Raw genomic sequence first — 24818 nt, forward strand, 5'->3', positions numbered from 1 at the left:
GCTATTTTCAGTAGCAGCGCCTTACTTCTTCGCGGCAAACAACGCATCGAGCTTCTGCTCGAAGATGTGGTAGTCGATGCGATCGTAAAGCTCCATGCGCGTCTGCATGGTGTCGATGACGTTCTGTTGCGTGCCGTCGCGGCGGATCGCGGTGTAGACGTTTTCCGCCGCCTTGTTCATCGCGCGGAACGCGGACAATGGGTATAGCACCAGGGACACATCGGCGGCGGCGAGCTGCTCGGTGGTGTACAGCGGCGTCGCGCCGAACTCGGTGATGTTGGCCAGGATCGGCGCTTTCACGCGGCTGGCGAACAGCTTGTACATGTCCAGTTCAGTGATGGCTTCCGGGAAGATCATGTCGGCGCCAGCCTCGATGCACGCCGCGGCGCGATCCAGCGCAGATTCCAGACCTTCCACCGCGAGGGCGTCGGTGCGGGCCATGATCACGAAGCTGTCATCGGTGCGCGCATCGACGGCAGCCTTGATGCGATCGACCATTTCCTGCAGGGACACGATCTCTTTATTAGGACGGTGACCGCAGCGCTTGGCGCCGACCTGATCTTCGATGTGAATCGCCGCCGCGCCGAACTTGATCATCGACTTGACGGTGCGCGCGACGTTGAACGCCGAGGAACCGAAGCCGGTGTCCACATCCACCAACAGCGGCAGGTCGCAGACGTCAGTGATGCGGCGCACGTCGGTCAGCACGTCGTCCAGGCCGGTGATGCCCAGGTCTGGCACGCCGAGGGAGCCAGCAGCCACCCCGCCACCGGACAGATAAATAGCCTTGAAACCGGCGCGCTTGGCCAGCAGTGCGTGGTTGGCGTTGATCGCGCCGACCACCTGCAAAGGATGCTCGCTGGCGACCGCATCGCGAAAACGCTGACCTGGAGTGCTCTTGTTGGAACTCATGACTCACCTCGTTGAGTGGCTGTCGGGTTAGCGCCGTCCTGGTAGTGACGGGCAATATTGCGTTTGGAGGCGCCGATATGACGGCGCATCAACAATTCGGCCAGTTCACCGTCACGGTCGGCAATGGCATCGAGAATTCGGTGGTGCTCGGCAAAGGCCTGACGCGGGCGATTGGGCGTGGTGGAAAACTGGATGCGGTACATGCGCACCAGTTGATAAAGCTCGCCGCAAAGCATCTGCGTCAGGGTGCGGTTGCCGCTGCCCTGGATAATTCGGTAGTGGAAGTCGAAATCGCCTTCCTGCTGGTAGTAACCGACACCGGCCTGAAACGCCGCATCACGCTCATGGGTTTCGAGGACTCGGCGCAGTTCGTCGATTTCTTCGAGGGTCATGCGCTCGGCCGCCAGACGGCAGGCCATGCCTTCGAGGGATTCGCGAATTTCGTAGAGTTCCAGCAGTTCGGCATGGCTCAACGAAACCACCCGCGCCCCGACGTGCGGCACGCGAACCAGCAGGCGCTGGCCTTCCAGACGGTGGATCGCCTCGCGCAGCGGCCCGCGGCTGATGCCATAGGTGCGCGCCAGCTCCGGCTCGGAGATCTTGCTGCCTGGGGCGATCTCGCCCTTGACGATGGCCGCCTGAATGCGTCGGAAGACGTTCTCGGAAAGTGTCTCGGAATCGTCTTGAGCAATGACCGGGGGATCGAGTTGATCCAGCATATTGTCGACACCTTGAAAGCCAATGCCGCAAAAACTAGCGAATACAGACCTATTAGTCAAAGGATAAATAGGTATTGTCGACAATCGTCTAATAACCAGGGCGAATTGCTGATCATTCCCACGCTCTGCGTGGGAATGCATCCCGTGACGCTCCGCGTCACCATTGCGCAGGACTCGAGCCTTGCGTCGTCAGCGGAACGCGGAGCGTCCCCGGCGGCATTCCCACGCAGAGCGTGGGAACGATCAGCGATCAGCGCAGGGTGTGCGGTGTGCGGCGTGCTTGAAGCCCAGGTCGGCTGGCAGGCCGCCTCGCCGTTGCTTTTGCGGTAGTCGCCCCCTCACGCCCTGAGCCTCTCCGTCAACCCGGCATGGATGACGGGTTAGCCGCCCCCGGCCATGGCCCACGGAGCAGGACCGGAGCGAGGGCATGCCGAGCCCCCAGCGCGTGAACACCAAACCCAAGCGCCCAGCGCTGGCGCCATAAAACCACCGTGCTAGAATGCCGGCCGCATTTGTTTGTAACATCTGCACTGCTTGTCATAAACAGTTGGTAGGCATACGAGGGAGCTTGCGCAGCGATGCCAGGACCTTGAATAGAAGTACGGACCGCTGCGCACCAGGATTTATGAGACTCAAGCCCTTCCCCACCTTCCTTTATCTTCTTTGCCTGCCAGGTGTCGCCGCGGCGGGGGAAAAGACCGTGTACGGCCTTAACGAGTACGCCTCCCTGGGGGGCATCGACCTGGAAGTCGCCGCCAAACTCGACACCGGGGCGAAAACCGCATCCCTGAGTGCCCGCGACATCAAACGCTTCAAACGCAATGGCGAGTCCTGGGTGCGCTTCTATCTGGCGATCGACGCGGCGCACTCGCATCCAATCGAACGGCCACTGGCCCGGGTCAGCAAGATCAAGCGCCGGGCCGGTGACTTCGACCCGGAAGAAGGCAAGAAGTACACCGCCCGTCCGGTAATCGAGCTGGATATCTGCATGGGCTCGGCTTTGCGCAGTATCGAAGTGAACCTGACCGACCGCAGCGCTTTCCAATATCCGCTCCTGATCGGCTCCGAAGCACTGAAACGCTTCGATGCGCTGGTCGACCCCAGTCTTAAATACGCTGCTGGCAAACCCGCCTGCGCCACCGACGCTCATACCGCAGAGTAATTCCAATGCGCTCTCTTACCCTCCATTTGAAATTCCTGATCGCCATCCTGGTGGTGCTGGGTATTTCAGTCACGGCCTATCAAATCTTCGTGCTCGGCATCCCCGTGACCGAAGACGCCACCGACGACTTATGGAACATCGACGCCAAAGTCGAGTTCGTCGCCAGCGCCAAGGACCCGGTCAAGATCCAGATGTTCGTGCCGCCGCTGAGCCGCGATTACGTGAGCCTCAACGAGAGTTTCATTTCCAATAACTACGGCGTGGCCGTGAACCGCGTCGACGGCAACCGCAAGGTCACCTGGTCGGCGCGCCGAGCCAAGGGCAATCAGACGCTTTATTACCGCTTGGTGCTGACCAAGCGTTACACCGGCGAAAAATCCAAGATCAAAGGCCCGACCTTCCGCGACAGCATTGCGGTTGAAGGCGCGGAAAAAGTCGCCGCCGAAGCCTTGCTCGCGCCGATTCGCCAACACTCGGCCGACGTCGAAACCTTCATCGGCGAAGCCATCAAGCGGGTGAATAACCTCAACGACGACAACGTTAAACTGCTGCTGGGCGGCGATCCGTCCGCGGGCCACAAGGCGAAAATCGTCGAGCTGGTGCTGTCCATCGCCCACGTGCCGGTGGAAAAGGTCCACACCATTCGTCTGGTGGCCGACCAGCCGCAAATGCCGGAACTCTGGCTGCGCAGTTTCAACGGCACCGACTGGCTGTATTTCAACCCGGAAACCGGTGAACAGGGCCTGCCGACCGACCGCCTGCTGTGGTGGACCGGTGACGAAAACCTGATCACTGTCGATGGCGGCAAGAAAGCCAACGTGACCTTCAGCCTGAACAACAGCGAGATGAATGCGATTCGCCTGGCCAAGCTGACCGACGAAAACACCGATGCCAACTTCCTCGAATACTCGCTGTACGGCCTGCCGCTACAAACCCAGCAGACCTTCATGATCATGGTGATGATCCCGATCGGCGTGCTGGTGATTTTGATCCTGCGCAACCTGATCGGTATTCAAACCCTCGGCACCTTTACTCCCGTGCTGATCGCCCTGGCGTTCCGGGAAACCCAGCTCGGCTTCGGTATCGTGCTGTTTACCATCATCACGGCGTTGGGCCTGTCGCTGCGGTCCTACCTTGAACACTTGAAGCTGCAAATGCTGCCGAGGCTGTCGGTGGTGCTGACCTTCGTGGTGGTGCTGATCGCGGCGATCAGCCTGCTCAGCCATAAACTCGGTCTGGAGCGCGGATTGTCGGTGGCATTGTTCCCGATGGTGATTCTGACCATGACCATCGAACGCCTGTCGATTACCTGGGAAGAACGCGGTTCCGGCCACGCCATGAAAGTGGCGATCGGTACGCTGTTCGCCGCGTCGTTGGCGCACCTGATCATGAGCGTTCCGGAGCTGGTTTACTTCGTGTTCACCTTCCCGGCGATCCTGCTGATCCTGGTCGGCTTCATGCTGGCGATGGGTCGCTATCGCGGCTACCGCCTGACCGAACTGGTGCGTTTCAAGGCTTTCCTGAAGAAGGCTGACGCCTGATGTTCGGCTTCTGGAAGACCTGGAAGGCCCTGGAAGCCCGAGGCATCATGGGGATCAATCGGCGTAACGCCGACTACGTGCTCAAGTACAACAAGCGCAGCCTGTACCCGATCGTCGATGACAAGATCATCACCAAGGAGCGCGCCATTGCCGCCGGCATTCATGTGCCGGAACTGTATGGCGTGATCTCCACCGAGAAAGAAATCGACAACCTCGGCAACATCATTGGCGGGCGCAACGACTTCGTGATCAAACCGGCCCAGGGCGCGGGCGGTGACGGCATCATTGTGATTGCCGACCGTTTTGAGGGCCGCTATCGCACGGTGTCCGGCAAGATCATCAGTCATGAGGAAATCGAGCACCATATCTCCAGCATCCTCACTGGCCTCTACTCCTTGGGCGGTCACCGGGATCGGGCGCTGATCGAGTACCGCGTGACCCCGGACCAAATCTTCAAGAGCATCAGCTATGAAGGCGTGCCAGACATTCGGATCATTGTGCTGATGGGCTACCCGGTGATGGCCATGCTGCGACTGCCCACCCGCCAGTCCGGCGGCAAGGCCAACCTGCATCAGGGCGCCATCGGCGTCGGTGTCGACCTCGCCACCGGTCTGACCTTGCGCGGCACGTGGCTGAACAACATCATCACCAAACACCCGGACACCACCAACGCGGTGGATGGCGTGCAACTGCCCTACTGGGACGGTTTCATGAAACTCGCCGCAGGCTGCTATGAGCTGTGCGGGCTGGGTTACATCGGTGTCGACATGGTGCTGGACCAGGACCAAGGGCCGCTGATTCTTGAGCTCAATGCCCGGCCTGGGCTGAACATTCAGATTGCCAACGATTGTGGATTGACGTTGCGCACCCATGCGGTTGAAGCGCGGCTGGAAGCGTTGAAGGCTCGCGGGGTGACCGAGACGGTTGAAGAACGCGTGGCGTTTGTGCAGGAGATGTTTGGGCATATTCCGGCCGTCGAAGGCTGACCTGTGGCGAGGGGATTTATCGGAATGCCGCACCACCCCGCTGGGCAGCGAAGCGGCCCCAGAATCAGGCCTGCTGCGCAGTCCAACGGGGATAAATCCCCTCGCCACAGGTTTCGTGTAGCCGCTGCTAATCGGTCAGTTCCCGACATCCCCTCTAGGAGCAAATCCTGCAGAGGACTACAATCGCCCCCCCGCCTCGTTGGCTGATCTGCCCCGCCCATGTTGACCTGTTCCGTACACCCGCTCCCCTATCGCGCCAACCCCGCCGAGTACTTCGCGGCGATTCGTCATGCTCCCGGTGCTGTGCTGCTCGACAGTGGCCGGCCGACTGCCGAGCGTGGGCGTTATGACCTGCTCAGTGCCTGGCCGCTGGAACAACAGGCGGTGTTGCCTGACGAAAGTGGCAGCGATTTCCTGCAACGCCTTCGCGACAATCTGACACGGCTCGGTGAAGCGACGGTGCCTGTTGACCTGCCCTTCGCGGGTGGCTTGATCGGCTACCTGAGCTACGACTTCGGCCGGCATCTGGAGAATTTGCCGACTCAGGCGCACGACGACCTGCAATTGCCCGACGCACGTTTCGGCCTGTATGACTGGGCACTGATCAGCGATCACCAACTGAGTACCAGTCAGTTGGTCTTCCACCCCTCGCTGGTCGACAGCGCACGTCAGCGTCTGATCGCCCTGTTCAGTGAGCCTTCGGCTGAAGCGCTCGAGCCTTTCAAGTTGAAAGCCCCGATGAAGGCCGACCTGAGCGTCGACGAGTATCGCCACGCGCTGGAGCGCATTCAGCAGTACATCCAGGCCGGTGACTGCTACCAGGTCAACTTCGCCCAGCGTTTCCGCGCGCAGTGCCAGGGCGATCCATGGGCTGCGTATTGCGCGCTGCGGGCGGCGTGCCCGACGCCGTTCTCCGGTTTTCAGAGCCTGCCCGACGGCGGCGCGGTGCTGAGTCTGTCGCCGGAGCGTTTCGTCAAAGTCAGCGAACGCCATGTGGAAACCCGCCCGATCAAAGGCACCCGCCCTCGCGGGTTGACCGCTGCCGAAGATGCGGCAAACGCCGCGGAACTGCTGGCCAGCCCCAAGGACCGCGCAGAAAACCTGATGATCGTCGACCTGCTGCGCAATGACCTCGGCCGCACTTGCCGTATCGGTTCGGTGCGGGTGCCGGAGTTGTTCAGCCTGGAAAGCTACCCGAACGTGCATCACCTGGTGAGCAGCGTGACCGGGGAACTGGCGGATGACCGGGATGCGCTGGACCTGATCGCCGGCAGCTTCCCCGGCGGTTCGATTACCGGTGCGCCGAAAATTCGCGCGATGCAGATCATCGACGAACTGGAGCCGACGCGGCGCGGATTGTACTGCGGCTCGTTGCTGTATCTGGACGTGCGCGGCGAGATGGACAGCTCCATCGCGATCCGCAGTTTGCTGGTCAAGGATGGGCAGGTGTGTTGCTGGGGCGGTGGCGGAATCGTCGCGGACTCGGAGTGGCAGGCCGAGTATCAGGAATCGATTACGAAAGTGAAGGTGCTGCTCGATACCTTGCAAGACCTCTGACACCACACTATTTGTGGCGAGGGAGCTTGCTCCCGCTGGAGTGCGAAGCGCCCCAAAACTAGACACCGCATATCGTCGGATAGAACGCATATACCGGTTTACGACTGCTTCGCAGCCGAGCGGGAGCAAGCTCCCTCGCCACAATGTAGTGTTTACAGGCTCAACGCCCGATTCGAAGCCTTGATGAATTCCTGCTTCAAATCCGCAAAGCTGTGCACCGCCGGGAACTGTGGAAACTCGCGAATCACATTGTCCGGCGCATGGAACAGAATCCCCGCATCCGCCTCACCCAGCATCGTGGTGTCGTTGTAGGAATCCCCCGCCGCGATCACCCGGTAGTAAAGGCTCTTGAAGGCCAAAACCGACTGGCGCTTGGGATCTTTCTGACGCAATTGATAGTGGGTCACCCGCCCTGAATCATCAGTAATCAGACGATGGCAAAGCAAGGTCGGGAAGCCCAGTTGACGCATCAGCGGCTGGGAGAACTCGTAGAATGTGTCCGACAGAATCACCACCTGAAAGCGTTCTCGCAGCCAGTTGACGAACTCGATGGCACCGTCCAGCGGCTGGAGCGTGGCAATCACTTCTTGGATATCAGCGAGTTTCAGACCGTGCTCGTCGAGAATCCGCAGGCGCTGCTTCATCAGCACATCGTAGTCGGGGATGTCCCGGGTGGTAGCCCTCAAGGATTCAATCCCGGTTTTTTCGGCGAAGGCGATCCAGATTTCCGGAACCAGTACACCTTCAAGATCCAGACAGGCAATTTCCACAAGACACTCCCATTGGTATTGATTATTGAGTCGAGCGAACAAAAAGACTGCCGAACTCTAGCGACTCAGGCAGGCCTGCGCAACGCAGAGTGCGCACCAGCGGCTGCAGGATTTTGTTACCATCAGGGCCATATAGAGCGCCCAGCGCCACCGACCTGTAGGAAGCCGCCCTGATGAGCCCAACGTTCGATGTCGTGGAACTCGCCACGACTTATGCCAACAAATCCGCCCAGGACATCTTGAAACTCGCATTCGCCGAGTTTGGCGATGACCTGTGGATATCTTTCAGCGGCGCCGAAGACGTGGTGCTGGTGGACATGGCCTGGAAGCTGAACAAGAACGTCAAGGTGTTCAGCCTCGACACCGGTCGCTTGCACCCCGAGACCTACCGTTTCATCGATCAGGTGCGCGAGCACTACAAGATCGACATCGAACTGGTGTCGCCGGACTACACCAGACTCGAACCTTTTGTGAAGGAAAAGGGCCTGTTCAGTTTCTACAAGGATGGCCATGGCGAATGCTGCGGCATCCGCAAGATTGAGCCGCTTCGTCGTAAGCTCTCGGGCGTGACGGCCTGGGCCACCGGACAGCGTCGGGATCAGAGCCCTGGAACTCGAAGCGCCGTCGCGGTGCTGGAAATCGACACCGCGTTCTCTACCCCGGAACGCACCCTGTACAAATTCAACCCCTTGGCACAAATGACCAGCGAAGAAATCTGGGGTTACATCCGCATGCTGGAGCTGCCGTACAACAGCTTGCACGAACGCGGGTTCATCAGCATCGGCTGCGAACCATGCACCCGTCCGGTGTTGCCGAACCAGCACGAGCGCGAAGGTCGTTGGTGGTGGGAGGAAGCGACACAGAAAGAATGCGGCTTGCATGCCGGTAACATCATCAGCAAATCCAAGGCCTGACTTTCAGCCTGGTGAGATCCCTTGTGGGAGCGAGCTCGCTCGCGATGGCGGACGGACATTCAACATCTATGTCGACTGCTATACCGCTATCGCGAGCAAGCTCGCTCCCACAGGTTTGATGTACGCCTTACAAAATGTGTACACATGAATGTCACCATAGGTGCCGTTTGTGTGTGTGTGTGTGTGCGTGTGCGTGTGCGGACAGGCCGAAAATTACGCTGCGTAGCGGTTAGGCCGATGATTCATCGCGATGATCAGGTTCAACACCACCGCTCCCGCGATTGAAATGATGAGCGCTGGCACAGTCACTACGTACAGCGAAGCGAACATGACCATAACGTCCACCATCAATTGCAGTTTGCCCGCACGTATACCGAATTGGTCCTGCAGGTAGAGTGCGAGAATGTTGACCCCTCCCAGGCTCGCCTTGTGCCTGAACAGCACAATGAACCCCAACCCCATGATCAGATTGCCGAACAAGGTGGCATAGATCGGCTGGAGTTGATCGATATGGATAAAGCGCAAATGCAGGTCAGTGAACAGCGACACCAATGCGACGGCACAAAAGGTCTTGAGGGTGAACGCCCAGCCCATGCGCCGGATGGCGAGGTAATAGAACGGCAGATTGATGAAGAAGAAGGCCGTACCGAATGAGACACCCGACGCGTAATGAATGAGGAAGGCTATCCCTGCCGTACCGCCGGTGAGTGCACCCGCCTGGCGTAGCAACATGATCCCGAACGAGACCATCAGCGTGCCGACCAGCACGGCCAGAACATCTTCTAGCAGGGTGTGTTGCACACAGGGAATTGGAGTGACTTGGACCATACAGAATGCTCAATCGCAGGGAGTTTCGCGGCAAAATTGATCCTCAGCATCCGAAACAGAATCCGGCCTCGGATGGCTGATTCACGGCACTCAAAATCAACAACTCACGCAAGAACAATAAAAGCGAAGGCAATGGGACACATATAATTATTATCGATACACCATTAACGCACACATAAGTAAACAATACCCACATCAAACATTGTCAGCACGCAAGCGACGATGCCCGCCCGTTGCAGGCCGGCCATCGACCAGGAATCCTTCTGATCTGAACGAGTACCGTCCCCGTCGAACGAGCGTTTAGAGTCAGCACGATAGGCCGCAAAACACTCGGCACTTTGTTCAAGGTTGCCACCGAAAACTTCAAACACAAGAATCACCCATGGGTGCGGGATGGCCCTCAGCGAAAGACGATTTTGATTCGTTTCGCTGAAGGAAGGCTTAATTGAAATAGGTCATTATTCATGCCAAACATTAACTGGCTATTTATCAATAGCTTGAAATTTGCAGGGTGATTTTAACTACAACATGAAGGGTTAAATTAACCCTGTATCAGGGTAGTAATGACCTTGTCATAGCCTGCAGCGGGCAACCGAATCGATACTAGACTCCTTCAACCGAGACATTTTGCCTCGGGACTTTGGAGATCGATATGACTACTCAGAACCTCAGCGGCAAAGTGGCTTTGATTCAAGGCGGATCCCGCGGTATCGGCGCCGCCATTGTCCAACGCCTGGCTGCTGAAGGCGCGACAGTCGCCTTCACCTACGTCAGCTCCACGGCCAAAGCCGAAGAATTGCAAAACAGCATCACCGGTAACGGCGGAAAAGCCCTCGCCATCAAGGCTGACAGCGCCGACGCCGAGGCCATCCGCAACGCCGTGACCGCCACCGTTAAAGCCTTTGGTCGCCTGGACATTCTGGTCAACAACGCAGGCGTGCTGGCCGTTGCACCCTTGGAAGAGTTCAAACTTGAAGACTTCGACCACACCCTCGCGATCAACGTGCGCAGCGTATTCATCGCCACCCAGGCCGCTGCCAAACACATGACCGAAGGCGGCCGCATCATCAACATCGGCAGCACAAACGCCGACCGCATGCCCTTCGCCGGTGGTGGCCCCTACGCCATGAGCAAATCGGCGCTGGTCGGCCTGACCAAAGGCCTGGCTCGCGACCTCGGCCCGCGCGGGATCACCATCAACAACGTGCAACCGGGCCCGGTCGACACTGATATGAACCCGGCCAGTGGTGACTTCGCCGAAAGCCTGATCCCGTTGATGGCCGTGGGTCGCTACGGCAAAGCGGAAGAAATCGCCAGTTTCGTCGCCTACCTCGTCGGCCCAGAAGCCGGTTACATTACCGGTGCCAGTCTGACCATCGACGGTGGTTTCGGCGCCTGATGTTCTGAATCACGCATAAAAAAACGCCGGTAACCCTGATCAGGTTGCCGGCGTTTTTATGTACGCAGCTTTAAGCCCATTCAAGCGCCGGCAGGCCGAAGGCGCTCGGGTTGAACGCTGTCAGCGTACGAAGAATGCCATCGGCGTGTGCGTATTTTTCGTCAGCCATCGCCGCATCCGGGATCGCAATCGCCGTCATCCCCGCCGCTTTCGCCGCTGTGACACCGAACGGCGAATCCTCGAACACCAGGCAATCCTCGGGCGCGACACCCAGGCGCCGCGCCGCCGTGAGGAAGATGTCCGGCGCCGGTTTGGCCGCGCCTACTTCCGGATCATCGGCCGTCACAATGAAATCGAACAGCGCGAACCAGTCGCGGTGCAAGGTGGTTTTCTGGCCGAACGACTGACGCGAAGAACTGGTGCCCACCGCGATCGGAATGTTGTTGGCCTTCAAGTGCCGAACCAGCTCCTGTGCGCCAGGCATCGCCAACGCTGTAGGAAAACGCTCGCGCATCAGCGGTTCGCGGATCACCAGAAACTCTTCGGCGGTGATCGGCAGCTCCAACGCCTCGACCACATAACGCGCCAGATCACCCGCGCCACGGCCGATGATGTTCTGTTTGACGCTCCAGTCGAAGACTCGACCGTAACGCGCAGCAATCATGGACGTGACCTCGGTGTAAATGCCCTCGGTGTCCAGCAACAGGCCGTCCATATCGAAAATCACGGCCTTGATCGGGCCGAATTCATTCAGCGGTGCATTCATCGCATCTGTCCGTTTTCTGATGACATCCCAGAGGCGGCTCAGGTACGGCCGGGTCCGCGATCGATTAAAGGATTCAGCAGCATACCGAGCGCGACTGGCATAGGGCAACGGGCAATACCTGATCGGTACTAACACCTGCGCCAAAGTGCTCTCCGTCAGTTAGCGATTCCCCCTACACCAAACACCTACTTTCCCGACTTCTTTCCACGCCGATCCCCCGCAAAGTCCCGCGTTCTGAATTGATCTGCGCGAGAAACTGCGAATGTTCGTACCTGACAAGGTCCTGGCCTTGAATAACACCATCGGGCTGCTGGTGGTCGCGGCCATGGACCCTGAGCAGCCGAATGTCGACGCGCTGCTCGGTGATTTTCGGCTGTGTCTCAATGACTACGACGCCTGGGCTGAAAGTTTCTGGACCGACAGGGCACTGGATGTCGAGCAGGTGTTCAAGGTCGGCAATGAAGTCCGTCTTAGCGCGCCGAAGAATTCCACCACGCCAGTCAGCTCGACAGTCGCTTCGTGCTCGGCCAGTGGTTCTTTGACCCTGGTGCACATGTTCGATGCCGCGCGGTTTGTGCCGATCGGCAATACGCCGGTGATGCTTGAACCTTACCTCTCTGAAGGCATGTTTGGCGAACCGATCTACCGCGAGGTCGGTCCCAGCGGCATTCTGGAAATCCCCGATTGCGAACGCAGCCAGCGTTATCGCATCACCTTCTTTCCGAATGTTTCCACGGCGCATGTCAAAGCGCTGTACGACTCGTATCAGGGCGTGATCGGCGAACTGGAAGGCTGGCTGCGCAACGAATGGACCACCGAGTTCCAACCGCTGTGGGCGGAGTTTTCCGAGGCCGGTTTCACCGAACGCTACGGCATGCTGCAACAGGCTGATTGGCGCGGTTTCGAGAGTTCGCTGAACGGTTTGTGGGATGACGTGAAGCAGGTTTACGCCTTGATCGCGGACCTGCAAACCAATAGCAAAAAGCTCCTTGAGTACCTGACCGAGGTCGAACTTGAAGCGCTGCTGGACGCTTCGGCCGAGACCATTGCCAATGTGTTGCTGATGCTGAGCGACGAGCCGTTGATGTTCATTCATCTCGCGGCGATCACCAGTTGGCTGAGGATGTTGCCGCCGCAGCATATCGCTGAGGTCCTGGCGGAAATTCGTACAGGAATATTGATCGGATTGCTGTTGGCGCGCTTCACAGGTTCTACAGGACTGAAACTTGGCATAAGCGCCAAGGTGCTGAACAAGGTCAAGTCGGAGCGAGCACGTAACTGGCTGGCGGCCGCGAGTTTGCGGCTGGCCGAACTGACCGCCAGGTCCGACCTGACCGCCCACGCTGGCGTACTCAAACCCCTCGCCGTCAGCGCCCGGAATGTTCCGCTGAAACCCGCACCCGCGGTGTCGCTGCAGATCAGCGCGGGGGCTGCACCGGTTGTGCTGGTAAAGAATCCGGTCGCCATCGCTCGCGAAAAGTCCGAGGCCATGACCCGCCTGGTTCGTCAGGAGCATCGCGACGATGCTCCCGATCAGGCAAAAAACCCCAACGGCGACAGCGCCGATTGCGGACCGTTGACCTGTACCAACGGCTGTCCGGTATCGATGGTCACGGGCGAAGAACTGCTGACCCTCACCGACGGTTCGCTGGACGGGATTTTGCCGTTCGACTTCACCCGGCTTTATCGCACCAGTGCTGTGGAGATCGATTGCGGGCTCGGATTCGGCTGGAGTCATTCCCTCGCTCATCGGCTGGACATCGACGAAGCACAGGTTGTCTGGACCGACCACGAAAACCGTCGTACGACTTTTCCTCTTCCGAGTGTCGAGCGCCCGGCGATTCATAACAGCCTGTCGCGCGCGGCGATTTATCTAGGTGATGAGCCCGAAGAACTGATCCTCGCTCTGGCTGGCGAGACAGCGCGGTTTTACCACTTTCGTACAGGGCGGCTGATGGCCGTCAGCGATGCCTATGGCAATCAGCTGACGGTGCAGCGGGACACTTCTGACAGGATCAAGCGCCTCGACAACGGCGCCGGGCGTTCCCTGCTGTTGCGCTATGACCGCCGACACATAGTTGCCGTCGAGTATCAAAGTTTTCATCCGGCCGACACCCTGGAAGACGCCTGGCGCACCGAGCAAACACTGGTTGCCTACCGCTATGACGCTTGTCAGTGCTTGATCGAGGCGACCAATGCCGCCGGCGAAAGCGAACGGTACGACTACGACGAGCAGCACGTGATCCTGCAACGGCAATTGGCCGCTGGAGCAAGTTTCTACTGGGAGTGGGAAAGGTCCGGTAAGGCTGCCCGATGCGTCCGCCATTGGGCGTCGTTTTCCCAGATGGACACGCGGTATGTCTGGGATGACAACGGCAGTGTGGTGGTTAAAAACGCCGACGGCAGCGAGGAGATTTACGAGCACGACGAACAGGCGCGACTGGTGCATCGGGTCGAACCCAATGGCGCAGAACACCTTAAGGCTTACGACAACAACGGTCGGTTGCTGACCGAACAGGATCCGCTGGGGGCAATTACCCAATACCGCTATGACGAGATCGGACGACTGATTGCGCTGATCCCGCCCGAAGACGAGCCGACGTCCTACGAATATCGCAATGGATTCCTACACGCGCGGTATTGCGGTCAAGCGGTATGGAAGTATCAGCGCAATGTTCAGGGTGACGTCACGGAAGCGACCGATCCTGACGGTCATGTCACTCACCATCACTACGACGCTCAAGGACGGGTGCTGTCGATCCGTTATCCAGACAACAGTCGGCATGTCTTCGGGTGGAGCGCCTTAGGGCAACTGCTAGAAGAGACCTTGCCGGACGGTAGCCAGCGACGGTTTTCCTACGACGCTTTGGGTCGGCAGATCACCCGTCAGGACGAACAGGGTGCTGTCACTCAATACCAATGGGACGCTGTCGGGCGTCTGATCCAGACGATTCTTCCCACGGGCGCCAGCCGCGCTTTCAGCTACAACGCCTACGGCAAGATCACCGCCGAACGCAATGAACTGGGGCGCGTCACCCGTTTTGAGTACGACGATGACCTGCATCTGGTCAGTCGCCGGATCAACCCTGACGGAACGCAACTGCGTTATCGCTACGACAATGCGCAGCTACTGCTGACGGAAATCGAAAATGAATCCGGCGAACACTATCGACTGGACTACACACCCAACGGATTGATCCGACAGGAAACCGGTTTCGATGGCCGACGCACGGCGTATGCCTACGACCTCAATGGCCACCTGTTGGAGAAAATCGAGTTCGGCGATAACGGCTCAGAGCTGTTCACGAATTACCAACGGGATTGCGCTGGACGTCTGCTGGTCAAAAACCTGCCCGATGGCGTTAACGTCGAGTATCGCTATGACAGCCTCGGCCGATTGGTCAGCGTCGATGACAGCAACGATCACCCGCTGGAGTTCGAGTACGACAAACAGAATCGCCTGATCACCGAGCATCAGGGCTGGGGCACTTTACGCTATGCCTACAACGCCTGCGGCCAGCTCAACCACCTGCGCCTGCCGGACAACAGCAAACTCGATTACCACCACGCCAAGGGCGGTGCGCTGACGGCGATCGACCTCAATGGCGCCCGGCTCACCACCCACCACTTCGCCTCCGGCCGCGAACAGCAACGCGAGCAAGGCCTGTTGCTCAGCGAATATGCCTACGACGATCAGGGTCGCCTGAAAGCCCACGCCGTCAGCCAACAGCAACAACCGCTGTATCGCCGCGACTATGCCTACAGCGCCAACGGCAATCTCGACAGCATTGCCGACACTCGTCACGGCCAACGCCGCTACGACTACGACCCACTGAACCGCCTGATCCGCGTCCGCCACTCCCGCGACCAACAGCCCGAAAGCTTCGCCCATGACCCGGCCGGAAACCTGGTGATGCAAGATTGTCCAGGCCCGACCACCGTCAAAGGCAATCGCCTATTGATACAAGGCGACCGCCATTACGATTACGACGCCTTTGGAAACCTGATCCGCGAGCGCCGCGGCACCGCACAAAAACTGGTCACCGAGTATCGTTACGACTGCCAGCACCAGTTAGTAGGCGTCACGCTGCCGGATGGACGTAGTGCCAGTTATCGCTACGACGCCTTCGGCCGCCGCATCGCCAAAACTGTCGATAGCAACACCACCGAATTCTTCTGGCAGGGCGACAACCTCGTCGCTGAAAGTAGTCGAGAACATTACCGCAGCTATGTCTACGAGCCGGGCAGCTTCCGCCCACTGGCGATGCTCGACGGCAAAGGCCCACGCCAGGCTTGTCCGTTCTACTACCAACTCGACCACCTCGGTACGCCACAAGAACTCACCGACTACAGCGGCGACATCATCTGGGCCGCCCGATACACAGCGTATGGCCGCCTGACCCGCCTCAACCGCGACACTCATCAAGTGCTTGATCAGCCGTTGAGGTTTCAGGGACAGTATTTCGATGCGGAAACGGGCCTGCATTACAACCGGCATCGCTACTACAATCCGGATGTTGGACGGTATCTGACACCGGATCCGAGCAAGTTGGCGGGTGGGTTAAACGGCTATCAGTACACGCGGAACCCTACGGGGTGGGTTGATCCGTTGGGGTTGAGTGAGTGTCCTGGGGGGGATGGGTGTAAGAGGCCGGCGTTTGGGGATGAGGATCCGGTTGGGAAGGTTAAAGTTGATGAGGGGGAAGCTCAACTCCCATCATACCCAGAGGAATTATATTTATATCGTGGAGACGGTCGCCACCCAGATGAGATATTTGAACAAGGATTTAAAACCAAGGGCGACAGCAATGACTTGCTGCTCCATTCCCTAGACAGTAACAAGCCTCCGAGCAATTTTGTAAGCACTACCCCAGTTAGAGAGGTTGGAATCGATTTCGCGACTAAATTCAACATGAGAAGCGGTTTTTTGTACACCATACGGATGATCCCTGGACGAGATTTGACGTCAGAGCTTGGTAAAAAATATAAGTTTGGTAGCGAGCGAGAGTTAGCAATTCAAGGCGGAGTCAAAAGGGAAGACATTCTCGGTGCAACCCCTATCGGCGCTGATGGTCGCTCATCTGGTCAAACCACCTTAAATCCGAACAGGAAATAGATCGTGGACAGCGTAAAAATTTTTATAATCAATAATGGTGTGCGTCAATCCGCTGAGCTTCTCTGTAACTCAGAAAACCTAACCATTACTTTCGTTATGGAGGATGGTTATCGAAACTCATACTCTGGTGACGATTTTTACAAATGCCTGGGTCATGTCAGGGAAGACCATCGTGATGTAACTTTTTTGTGTAAAGGAGCAAAAATAAACGTACACCCCTCTAGTATGTCCTCACAGATGTCGTTAGGCGTAAAGGCATATGAACTGACACTGGGAAAACAAGCATTAAGAAGTGATTTAGTGAGTATCTTTGATTATGAGGAAAGCAACCTGACAAACGACCCTGAGGTTCAGGAAGAGTTTTTCATGCGATGGGTTGAGTCTGATATCTCCGACGAGTAGCTAGCGCGAAGATACCGTATCCGGAAAAAGCCCAGTTAGAACTGGGCTCATCATCCGGAAAGAATTCGGACCTAACCATCCGAGGGTGTCCCTGATTTTGTGTAAACGGGATTTCTATTAAACCGTTAACAGCCGATCTTTAAACTGGATACTGAAGCGATTCAAAGCCGCTCTCCATCGAACCTCCACCATCCCCGCTTCCCGCCTTCGGGCTGGTACTACTCCCGTTTGCATCACCACCATTCCCACCGTCAATGGTGCCAGGTGGCAGTGCATTTCCGTCCGTAGAGCCCGCATTCATTTCAGAGTACGGGGGTATCCCGCCCTATCCACAGGTGCATCGGTGCCGGAAGACTGAGCAAACGGCGACATTGAGCTGGCCGACAACACGCCGATCACCGTCAGGGTCGTGAGTTTTGAACTGTTCATGGTGCATCTCCTTTAAGGATGCGAACCTGAACTCTGGCAGCGATCGCATTTTAAAAGTACCGCACAATCGACGAGCGGCGATGTACCAAAGCATATATTCAGCTCGATTCGTTTGAGCCGTCATCACCAGCAATATCCGGGTCTTCAGGGTCAGCTTCCACGTCCCCACGCTTCACTTCCTCAGACGGCAATTGCTCCACAGCAGTGTCATCATCAGGCGGACGTTGATCTCGACTCAGGGAATCGGTCGGTGAAGGCAATGGATATTCGGGAGTTTCGTCGATGTCGGCGTCTTTCGGATCAGTGTTCATATAGCACCTCTCGAGGGGCCTGAAAAGCAGGCCCTGACATTTCGAGGATTGCGCCATGCATGCGTTCGATCAGAGAGACGATCGGTCGAGCCTGTCGCAAAGCACGGTCAATCGTCGTCCTGGTCTTCTTCCTCGTCTTCAAACTCGATATTTCCGACATCGCCTGCATCATCTGAATCGTTGAGCGGCACCGTTGCGTCATCCATCAGCGAGCCAGGGTCTTCGTTTCCGGGATCGTTAATGAACGGAAGCCCGCTCGGGCCTTTTTCTTCCTTGCCTTCGGTTTTAGGAGTCATGGCATGCCTCACAACGTTCTGGGGTGTATGAAGTTCGAGGCAACCTACGACCAAACGTTCCAGAGTCCTACTACCAGAAACGAAAAACCCGGCGCTGGGCCGGGTTCCTGGTGTAGCTGATGTCGAATCAGTGATGTTTGTTTTTGTGCTTGTTTTTATGCTTATGCTTTTGGCCGCTACCGGAGTGCGAACTGCCGCTGTCGCTACCCAGGTTGTTGCCGACTGCCCCACCCGCCGCGCCGCCAAGGCCTGCGCCAATGGTCGAACCGGTAGAACCGCCAATGCTATTGCCGATCACCGAGCCACCAGCCGACCCCAAACCACCACCAATCGCCGCTTCTGTGCGGCTGCCTTTGTTTGCGCCGACCGCGCTACCTGCCGCGCCACCCAAACCGGCGCCAATCGCTGCACCCGTGCTGCCGCCCATTTGCTGGCCGACCACGTTACCTAGCGCACCGCCAATACCACCGCCAACTGCAGCGGTGCCGTCACCGGCTGCCATTGCACCTTGAGCGACCAAAAGTCCCAGAAACAACGTGGACAATGTCAAACGCATGATATGAACCTCTAAATTCCGTATCGGGGGTAAGAGAACGCGTTACGGATGCCGTGAGTCTATCTTCTTCCCCACGTCAGCGCTGATTGTTGGACAGCTGTAGTCCCGAAGAATATGAAGAAGAAACATCTCGATACGAAAAGCCCGGCATGAAGCCGGGCGTTTTGAACTTATAGATCAGGATCAGTGGCGCTTGTGACCTTTGGCCAGGTTGCTGCCCACGCCGCCGCCCAATGCGCCGCCCAAGCCTGCGCCAATGGTGGAACCGGTCTTGCCGCCCAGGCTGTTGCCGATCACCGAACCGCCAGCCGCGCCGACACCACCACCAATGGCTGCTTTAGTGCGGCTGCCTTTGCGTGCGGCAACAGCGCTGCCGGCCGCGCCCGCGACACCCGCACCAATCGCTGCACCGGTGCTGCCGCCCATACTCTGGCCGACCACATTACCCAGCGCGCCACCCAAACCACCACCGATCGCGGCAGTGCCATCACCAGCAGCCATCGCACCTTGAGCACCCAAAAGCCCTAAAACCAGAGCAGGCAGTGTTAAACGCATGACAAGAACCTCAAAAAAAGGGGGTAACCGAAAGGGGCGAGATTGAATGCTTTAGAGGAGTAAAAGTCCAGACACGCACGGGTTCAACCTCGCTATAGGCGACGGTTGGACAACGTTTATAGAAAAGGTTTTATGACAGGCGAAAAAAAGCCCGCTGGGGAACGGGCCAGGTACTGCTTTCTAACGGATGAGTTGAGCCTACGTAGGTAGGTGTGAAAAGTTTGTGAAAAGAAGTTACCAACAGCCAGTGATGTGCCTGTTGTCAAAATCCCAAGCGCCAACCTCATGAAAATGAAAACCCCGCTCGATGGCGGGGGTCTGTACGGTTGATAGTTACTTCCTGGCAGGCGCCGCCACCTTGGGCATAAACTTCGCCTTGGGCCCTCGGCGCACCGCAGATTTCAATTTTTTGTTTTGGACCGGGTCTTCACCAAAGCCTGCCACATACTCCGTTTGGCCACACTGGACGCAATTGTTGATCGGAAACTCCGCCCCTTCCTCTTCGATATACGGATCAGTCATACCTTTCCCCTCTCAAAAGGATCGACACCGGCAAGCCCAATTTGCCAAAAAAATATCGACCACCCAGGATTTTGAGACTAGCCGGTCATTACTGGACTTGTGATTCAGATTGTTGCATCCCCGACGAATGGCCCCTTGCTTCACTCACCGCAGTTTTACCGCCGTCCCGGTCACAAACACCACCACCATCCCGCCCTTCCCGGCAGGCACGCAGATCTCAAAATCCAGCCCCACAACCGCATCGGCCTGAAGCGCCTGTGCCTGCTCCTTGAGCTCGTCGGTTGCCTGAATTCGTGCGTCCTTCAACGCCCGCTCCATTGTCGGAGAGCGTCCACCGAAAAAATCCCGCATCCCGGCGAACATATCGCGCATAGCGTTGACACCCCTGCACCGACTCGGCACTGGGCGAATGCCTGTTTTTCCGCCGCCGCGGCGGATATCGTCGACCACCGCTTTGTGTACGATTTGCTGACCGTTGAACGTGCCCTAACGTGCCGATCACGGACTTGGTCACCGACATTGCCTCGGTGTAAGTGGCCGCGAGATTGATCGGGGAAAGTCTTAGGCGTGGATGCGGTGGCGAAAAAGGAGACGGTGCTCATCAACACGGCAGTGATGGAAATAGCTATGCGGCGGGAAGCGGCGCGAGGATGAGACATGGTGTCGATTCCATTCGAGGGGGTTGGGCAGTCCGTCAGGTGGACGGCCCAAAGTATTAGAGCAGCTTGACCAACACTGCTGTGACAGTGGCCACCGTGCCAATCAACCCAGTCGCCACAGCCACCGGATACCAAAAAGTTTCACGGGTCATCTTCCCGGCTTCGGCGTTCAGCTTGCGCTGCTCAGCCATCAGCTTGACGATCTCCACGTGAACCTTTTCCAGTTCGGCCTGTTTCATGGTGAATGCCTGCATAACGTGCGTGCGTCCATCCAGATAATGGGCCGCGTCATGTGCCTTGCCCGTTGATTCATTTTGTACCCTAAAGGCGCAAACCGAGTACCCCTTCCGAAACGAGTCATGTCAGGAAATCCAGACACCAGAAACCACAAAACCCCTGACTTCTCTCGAAATCAGGGGTTTTGGTTACATCGAATTTGGCGGTGAAGGAGAGATTCGAACTCTCGATACAATTTCTTGTATACACACTTTCCAGGCGTGCTCCTTAAGCCACTCGGACACTTCACCGTATCTCTTCAAACATGTTCTGTCTGTCGAGGCGCGCTAATGTAGTCGAAAGCTTTTCCGATGGCAAATATTTTTTTCAGAATTTTCATGCGGTTAGCGATTTAGTCGTTCCGGTGAGTTCCGGGCCATGGCAAACCGGCCAATCTCCGGCGTCGCGCCCCGCTTCTATATAGAGGGGAATACGCGGCTGGCGTGGCGGGCGATGCTCGCCGGGCGGGAAAAGGATGACTGGGTGGTCAGTCACAGCGCTTTACCTGGCCTACGGCGGTGGGTAACGTCTGCCCTACTTTATTCAAAGGAATAGCGTCATGAGTGAGTTGATTTCCTACCATCTCGAAGACGGTATCGCGACCCTGACCTTGAGCAATGGCAAGGTCAATGCCATCTCCCCGGACGTGATTGCTGCGTTTAACGCTGCGCTGGATCAGGCGGTGACTGATCGTGCGGTGGTGATCATTACCGGTACGCCCGGGATTCTGTCGGGCGGTTATGACTTGAAGGTGATGACCTCCGGTCCTAAAGAGGCCGTGGCGCTCGTGACTGCCGGTTCGACGCTGGCTCGTCGTCTGTTGTCGCACCCGTTCCCGGTGATCGTGGCGTGCCCTGGGCATGCGGTGGCCAAGGGCGCGTTCCTACTGTTGTCGGTGGATTACCGCATTGGTGTCGACGGCCCGTTCAGCATTGGTCTGAACGAAGTGCAGATCGGCATGACCATGCACCACGCCGGGATCGAACTGGCCCGTGATCGTCTGCGCAAGTCGGCGTTCCACCGCTCCGTCATCAACGGTGAGATGTTTAATCCGCAGAACGCCGTGGATGCCGGTTTCCTCGACCTGGTGGTGTCGGCCGAAGAGTTGCAGGGCGCGGCGCTGGCGGCGGCTCGTCAGTTGAAGAAGATCAACATGACGGCTCACAAAAACACCAAGCTGAAAGTGCGCAAAGCGCTGCTGGAGACGCTGGACAACGCGATCATCCAGGATCAGGAACATTTGGTTTAAGCAAAACCTGAAAAATCGAAAAGCCCGACCGTCGTGTCGGGCTTTTTCTTACGTATTCTGTTGAAAAGCCTACAACCGCTCTAGGTTGCGTCTGACCCATAAGTCGGAAACATGCGCTCAAACATCGCCTATCTCCCACCTCTATAGTGGCAATTGCCGAAAACAGTGCACATCCGTACACTGCGCCACCTTTTTGTCTCGGTGGGGCCTGTAAATGCTCTTTGTGTTTCGTATGTTATTGATGGTCCTGCACTTTATTCTGGCCGGTGTGCTCGGGGTGGTGCTCGGTCTGTGCCGACCGTTCAATCCGGACAACAGCCGTTTGTGCGCGCGTCTTTATGCATGGCCGGCAATGTGCATTTTGCGTCTGCGGGTGAAGGCCGACGTTGGACCGTTGATGGATAAACCCGACAGTTGCGTGATCATCGCCAACCACCAGTCCAACTACGATCTGTTTGTGTTCGGCAACGTCGTGCCCCACCGCACCGTGTGTATCGGCAAGAAGAGCCTGAAGTGGGTGCCGCTGTTTGGTCAGTTGTTCTGGCTGGCAGGCAACGTGCTGATCGATCGCGGCAATGCGCAGAAAGCGCGCCAGTCGATGTTAACCACGACTCACACGCTGCAAAATGAAGACACCTCGATCTGGGTCTTCCCGGAAGGCACGCGCAACCTGGGCGAAGAGTTGCTGCCGTTCAAGAAAGGCGCCTTTCAAATGGCCATCGCCGCTGGGGTGCCGATCGTTCCGGTGTGTGTCAGCAGTTACGTTAAACACATGCGATTGAACCGCTGGCGCAGTGGGAAGATTCTGATCCGCTCGCTACCGGCGATTCCTACGGCTGGATTGAGCCTGGATGATATGCCGCTGCTGATCGCCCAATGCCGCGAGCAGATGCGCGAGTGCATCGCGTCAATGGATCGGCAACTGCAAGCCGCGTAAAAGAAACCCGCCCAGTGCGGGTTTTCTTTTGCCTGCGAACTCTGCAGACTTTGCTGACTCTCAAGCAGCAGACAAGGCGAAGCTGAGCACTGCCTGGCACTGCCATTCTTTACCAATAGAAGCTGCCAATAAACAGCTGCCACTAAGAAGTGAACCACCATCATGGGTAGAGTTGTTGCTGCTGCGGTTTATAGCGCCGGTAAGAAAGTCACCAATATCACCCTCGACGAAGGCGCTGCCTGGGCTGCCAAGCCTGACCACTTTGTGTGGATCGGCATGGAAGAGCCGGACGCGCAGGAGCTGGCCAACCTGCAACGCCAGTTCAACCTGCACGAACTGGCCATCGAAGACGCCCTGGAAAAACACAGTCGACCGAAGCTGGAAACCTTCGGCGATGCGCTGTTTATCGTCACCTATTCGCCGATCCGGCATGAAGGCAAACTGGAGTTCATCGAGACTCATATCTTTGCCGGCAACGGTTACATCATTACCGCACGCAATGGTCACTCGGCGTCCTACGCTCATGTCCGACAGCGTTGTGAGGCGCGACCGCTGTTGCTCGAACATGGGGAGGATTTCGTTCTTTATGCCCTCCTCGACTTCGTGATCGAAAACTACCAGCCGGTGGGCGAAGCGATCCATGCCGAGATCGATGCGCTGGAGATCAACGTGCTTTATAGCCACCTGAATGAACACGACATCCAGAAGCTCCACAGCTTGCGCCGCGATGTACTGCGTTTGCGCCGGTATGCGGCGCCGATGGTGGAGATCAGTGAGGAACTGCAGAGGCTGAGCTTTCCGTTCATCGACAAGAACATGCGGCCGTACTTTCGCGATGTGCAGATCCATGTGACGCGGCAGATGGAAGACTTGACGACCCTGGCGGATATTGCCAGCCAGACCATTGAGGTTGGGGTGTTGCTGGAGGCGTCACGCCAAAGCCTGGTGCAGCGCAAGTTTGCGGCGTGGGCGGCGATTCTGGCGTTTCCGACGGCGGTGGCCGGGATATACGGGATGAACTTCCAGAACATGCCGGAATTGACGTGGCATTACGGGTATTTCGCGGTGTTGGGGTTTATTGCGGTGGGATGTGTGGGTTTGTGGGCGAGTTTCAAGAAATCCGGGTGGCTGTGACGCGGAGCGTCGGGGGATGCATTCCCACGCAGAGCGTGGGAACGATCAGTTTCAGACACTCTGAGGTTTGTGGGCCACAAACCGCATCATCCATTCCGCAACCGTAGTGCCGTGATGCTCGTGCTCAAGGCTCGCCATACCTTTCGAATAAATCTGCTCGCCCAGCGCTTGCTGACGAATATCCAACAGCGCGCGCGAGTAATCGTGAATGAATTCCGGATGCCCCTGGAAGCACAGCACCTGATCGTTGATGTGATACGCAGCAAACGGGCAGAATTCGCTGGAAGCGATAACCGTGGCATTTTCCGGTAGCGCGGTGACCTGATCCTGGTGGCTGATCAGCAAGGTCAGCTCTTCCCTCAGCGGGCTCATCCACGGTGCCTTGGCGGCGAGTTTGTAGCTGTGGGTGCCGACGCCCCAGCCTTGGGGGGCACGTTCGCTCTTGCCGCCCAGCAGCAGCGCCAACAGTTGATGGCCGAAGCACACGCCCAACAGTTTGTCGCCGCGCTCGTAGCGGGCCAGCAGGTAAGTCCTGAGGGTTTCAATCCACGGGTCGGTGCCGAAGGAATCGGCCTTGCTGCCGGTGACGAGGTAGGCGTCGAAGGTCAGATCATCGCTCGGGTACTCGCCCTGCATCACGTTGTAGACGGTGAATTCGGCAGCGATGGGTTGCTGCGAAAACAGACGCTGGAACATCTGCCCGTAACCCTGATATTGATCGACCAGTTCTGGACGCAGGATGTCGGTTTCCAGAATGCAGATGCGTAACGACATAAAAAATACCTGACACGTGATGGGAATAATGCACACCTCAGAGCCTGC

The 24818-nt window shown here is 57.5% G+C and carries 25 protein-coding genes, 1 tRNA gene and 1 pseudogene; 11 read left to right on the forward strand and 16 right to left on the reverse strand.

The window, feature by feature from the left end; genetic code table 11:
* Nucleotides 1-21: 21 nt before the first annotated feature.
* Nucleotides 22-912 (reverse strand): methylisocitrate lyase, encoded by an 891-nt coding sequence (prpB, locus tag ACYZTR_RS19175; protein WP_461973317.1) that lies wholly within the window; start codon nt 910-912, stop codon nt 22-24.
* Nucleotides 909-1628, reverse strand: a complete 720-nt coding sequence (locus tag ACYZTR_RS19180; RefSeq protein ID WP_461979800.1) for a GntR family transcriptional regulator — start codon at nt 1626-1628, stop codon at nt 909-911. Before ACYZTR_RS19180 ends, prpB begins: the two co-directional genes overlap by 4 nt.
* Nucleotides 1629-2256: 628 nt before the next feature.
* Between ACYZTR_RS19180 and rloA the strand changes: the two genes are divergently transcribed.
* The 4 genes from rloA to pabB all read left to right on the forward strand — a co-directional run bounded on the left by rloA (nt 2257) and on the right by pabB (nt 6877).
* On the forward strand, nt 2257-2793 hold the full coding sequence (rloA, locus tag ACYZTR_RS19185; RefSeq protein WP_461964873.1) for a retropepsin-like aspartic peptidase RloA: 537 nt from the start codon (nt 2257-2259) through the stop codon (nt 2791-2793).
* Nucleotides 2794-2798: 5 nt separating this feature from the next.
* On the forward strand, nt 2799-4334 hold the full coding sequence (gene rloB / locus ACYZTR_RS19190; RefSeq protein WP_461973319.1) for an osmotic stress tolerance membrane protein RloB: 1536 nt from the start codon (nt 2799-2801) through the stop codon (nt 4332-4334).
* Nucleotides 4334-5320, forward strand: coding sequence for an alpha-L-glutamate ligase-like protein (locus ACYZTR_RS19195; RefSeq protein ID WP_461973320.1), 987 nt, complete (start codon nt 4334-4336; stop codon nt 5318-5320). The genes rloB and ACYZTR_RS19195 overlap by 1 nt, the downstream gene beginning before the upstream one ends.
* A 219-nt stretch (nt 5321-5539) precedes the next feature.
* Nucleotides 5540-6877: an aminodeoxychorismate synthase component I gene (pabB, locus tag ACYZTR_RS19200; protein WP_461973321.1), complete on the forward strand. Its 1338-nt coding sequence runs from the start codon at nt 5540-5542 to the stop codon at nt 6875-6877.
* Nucleotides 6878-7029: 152 nt separating this feature from the next.
* On the opposite strand, the gene thrH is transcribed toward pabB, so the two are convergent.
* Nucleotides 7030-7647, reverse strand: coding sequence for a bifunctional phosphoserine phosphatase/homoserine phosphotransferase ThrH (gene thrH / locus ACYZTR_RS19205; RefSeq protein WP_461973322.1), 618 nt, complete (start codon nt 7645-7647; stop codon nt 7030-7032).
* Nucleotides 7648-7820: 173 nt separating this feature from the next.
* Between thrH and ACYZTR_RS19210 the strand changes: the two genes are divergently transcribed.
* The gene (locus ACYZTR_RS19210) at nt 7821-8561 is read left to right on the forward strand and encodes a phosphoadenylyl-sulfate reductase (RefSeq protein WP_461973323.1); all 741 of its coding nucleotides are present in this window, start codon (nt 7821-7823) and stop codon (nt 8559-8561) included.
* Between the two features lie 213 nt (nt 8562-8774).
* On the opposite strand, the gene ACYZTR_RS19215 is transcribed toward ACYZTR_RS19210, so the two are convergent.
* Both ACYZTR_RS19215 and ACYZTR_RS19220 read right to left on the reverse strand, forming a co-directional pair.
* Nucleotides 8775-9389: a YitT family protein gene (locus ACYZTR_RS19215; RefSeq protein ID WP_461973324.1), complete on the reverse strand. Its 615-nt coding sequence runs from the start codon at nt 9387-9389 to the stop codon at nt 8775-8777.
* Nucleotides 9390-9553: 164 nt separating this feature from the next.
* Nucleotides 9554-9760, reverse strand: a complete 207-nt coding sequence (locus ACYZTR_RS19220) for a hypothetical protein (protein WP_461973325.1) — start codon at nt 9758-9760, stop codon at nt 9554-9556.
* A 281-nt stretch (nt 9761-10041) separates the two neighbouring features.
* On the opposite strand from ACYZTR_RS19220, the gene ACYZTR_RS19225 reads away from it, so the two are divergent.
* On the forward strand, nt 10042-10788 hold the full coding sequence (locus ACYZTR_RS19225; protein ID WP_461973326.1) for a 3-oxoacyl-ACP reductase family protein: 747 nt from the start codon (nt 10042-10044) through the stop codon (nt 10786-10788).
* Between the two features lie 70 nt (nt 10789-10858).
* On the opposite strand, the gene ACYZTR_RS19230 is transcribed toward ACYZTR_RS19225, so the two are convergent.
* On the reverse strand, nt 10859-11554 hold the full coding sequence (locus ACYZTR_RS19230; protein WP_461973327.1) for an HAD-IA family hydrolase: 696 nt from the start codon (nt 11552-11554) through the stop codon (nt 10859-10861).
* A 262-nt stretch (nt 11555-11816) separates the two neighbouring features.
* Here ACYZTR_RS19230 and ACYZTR_RS19235 point away from each other — a divergent pair, with 262 nt between their 5' ends.
* Together ACYZTR_RS19235 and ACYZTR_RS19240 are read left to right on the forward strand one after the other, a co-directional pair.
* Nucleotides 11817-16670, forward strand: coding sequence for an RHS repeat-associated core domain-containing protein (locus ACYZTR_RS19235; RefSeq protein WP_461973328.1), 4854 nt, complete (start codon nt 11817-11819; stop codon nt 16668-16670).
* A gap of 3 nt (nt 16671-16673) precedes the next feature.
* Nucleotides 16674-17072 (forward strand): hypothetical protein, encoded by a 399-nt coding sequence (locus tag ACYZTR_RS19240; protein WP_461973329.1) that lies wholly within the window; start codon nt 16674-16676, stop codon nt 17070-17072.
* A 297-nt stretch (nt 17073-17369) separates the two neighbouring features.
* On the opposite strand, the gene ACYZTR_RS19245 is transcribed toward ACYZTR_RS19240, so the two are convergent.
* The 9 genes and pseudogenes from ACYZTR_RS19245 to ACYZTR_RS19285 all read right to left on the reverse strand — a co-directional run bounded on the left by ACYZTR_RS19245 (nt 17370) and on the right by ACYZTR_RS19285 (nt 20927).
* Nucleotides 17370-17501 (reverse strand): hypothetical protein, encoded by a 132-nt coding sequence (locus tag ACYZTR_RS19245; protein WP_461973330.1) that lies wholly within the window; start codon nt 17499-17501, stop codon nt 17370-17372.
* 98 nt (nt 17502-17599) lie between these two features.
* Nucleotides 17600-17812 carry a hypothetical protein gene (locus ACYZTR_RS19250; RefSeq protein ID WP_461973331.1) on the reverse strand — a complete coding sequence of 71 codons (213 nt, stop codon included), beginning with the start codon at nt 17810-17812 and terminating at the stop codon, nt 17600-17602.
* A 107-nt stretch (nt 17813-17919) separates the two neighbouring features.
* Nucleotides 17920-18108, reverse strand: a complete 189-nt coding sequence (locus tag ACYZTR_RS19255; RefSeq protein ID WP_461973332.1) for a hypothetical protein — start codon at nt 18106-18108, stop codon at nt 17920-17922.
* A gap of 127 nt (nt 18109-18235) precedes the next feature.
* Complete coding sequence (locus tag ACYZTR_RS19260) at nt 18236-18664, reverse strand: glycine zipper domain-containing protein (RefSeq protein WP_461973333.1); 429 nt, start codon at nt 18662-18664, stop codon at nt 18236-18238.
* A 183-nt stretch (nt 18665-18847) separates the two neighbouring features.
* Nucleotides 18848-19219 (reverse strand): bacteriocin, encoded by a 372-nt coding sequence (locus tag ACYZTR_RS19265; RefSeq protein WP_461973334.1) that lies wholly within the window; start codon nt 19217-19219, stop codon nt 18848-18850.
* 333 nt (nt 19220-19552) lie between these two features.
* Nucleotides 19553-19741 (reverse strand): hypothetical protein, encoded by a 189-nt coding sequence (locus ACYZTR_RS19270; RefSeq protein ID WP_461973335.1) that lies wholly within the window; start codon nt 19739-19741, stop codon nt 19553-19555.
* Nucleotides 19742-19885: 144 nt separating this feature from the next.
* Nucleotides 19886-20144: pseudogene (locus ACYZTR_RS19275) on the reverse strand (YbjQ family protein); the annotation flags it as partial.
* Nucleotides 20145-20456: 312 nt separating this feature from the next.
* Entirely contained in the window at nt 20457-20639 is a 183-nt protein-coding gene (locus tag ACYZTR_RS19280; protein WP_274073285.1) for a hypothetical protein, read from the reverse strand.
* 198 nt (nt 20640-20837) lie between these two features.
* Nucleotides 20838-20927: transfer RNA gene (locus tag ACYZTR_RS19285), tRNA-Ser, on the reverse strand.
* Nucleotides 20928-21235: 308 nt separating this feature from the next.
* On the opposite strand from ACYZTR_RS19285, the gene ACYZTR_RS19290 reads away from it, so the two are divergent.
* The 3 genes from ACYZTR_RS19290 (at nt 21236) to ACYZTR_RS19300 (ending at nt 23996) form a co-directional block, all read left to right on the forward strand.
* The gene (locus ACYZTR_RS19290; RefSeq protein WP_461973336.1) at nt 21236-21925 is read left to right on the forward strand and encodes a crotonase/enoyl-CoA hydratase family protein; all 690 of its coding nucleotides are present in this window, start codon (nt 21236-21238) and stop codon (nt 21923-21925) included.
* A gap of 214 nt (nt 21926-22139) precedes the next feature.
* Complete coding sequence (locus tag ACYZTR_RS19295; protein WP_461973337.1) at nt 22140-22862, forward strand: 1-acylglycerol-3-phosphate O-acyltransferase; 723 nt, start codon at nt 22140-22142, stop codon at nt 22860-22862.
* Nucleotides 22863-23024: 162 nt separating this feature from the next.
* Nucleotides 23025-23996 (forward strand): magnesium and cobalt transport protein CorA, encoded by a 972-nt coding sequence (locus tag ACYZTR_RS19300; protein WP_461973338.1) that lies wholly within the window; start codon nt 23025-23027, stop codon nt 23994-23996.
* Nucleotides 23997-24047: 51 nt separating this feature from the next.
* On the opposite strand, the gene ACYZTR_RS19305 is transcribed toward ACYZTR_RS19300, so the two are convergent.
* Entirely contained in the window at nt 24048-24770 is a 723-nt protein-coding gene (locus ACYZTR_RS19305; protein WP_461973339.1) for an amidotransferase, read from the reverse strand.
* Nucleotides 24771-24818: the final 48 nt, after the last annotated feature.

Source organism: Pseudomonas sp. Hz4 (assembly GCF_054898165.1).